We start from the raw sequence: 255 nt of genomic DNA, 5'->3' as shown, positions 1-255 counted from the left end.
TCTGCACTATCTCGGCATTTAGTCAGCATGGTTCAGCAATACCATGGAACCGCTGGATTAGCGTTTGTAGAATGGCTGGTGGACAGTGTTAAGTCTTTGCCTGAAATGTTAAGAACAGCAATTGATGGCACGAATAATAAGCTTTGCCCCACTAATGCACATGGGCAAGTCAAACGAGTATCAGAGTTCTTTTCTTTGGTCGCAGTTGGTGGTGAATTGGCGACTGCTGCCGGAGTCACTGGCTGGGCTGATGGT

The 255-nt window shown here is 47.5% G+C and carries 1 pseudogene; it reads left to right on the top strand.

Annotated features, from left to right (window positions below):
- A pseudogene (locus H8K32_RS20840) lies at positions 1–255 on the top strand (hypothetical protein); the annotation flags it as partial.

The organism is Cognatundibacterium jejuense (genome assembly GCF_014284255.1).
Taxonomy (GTDB): domain Bacteria; phylum Pseudomonadota; class Gammaproteobacteria; order Burkholderiales; family Burkholderiaceae_D; genus Undibacterium; species Undibacterium jejuense.
The sequence above is the reverse complement of the archived record's forward strand: the minus strand, read 5'-3'. Positions and strand labels throughout refer to the sequence as shown.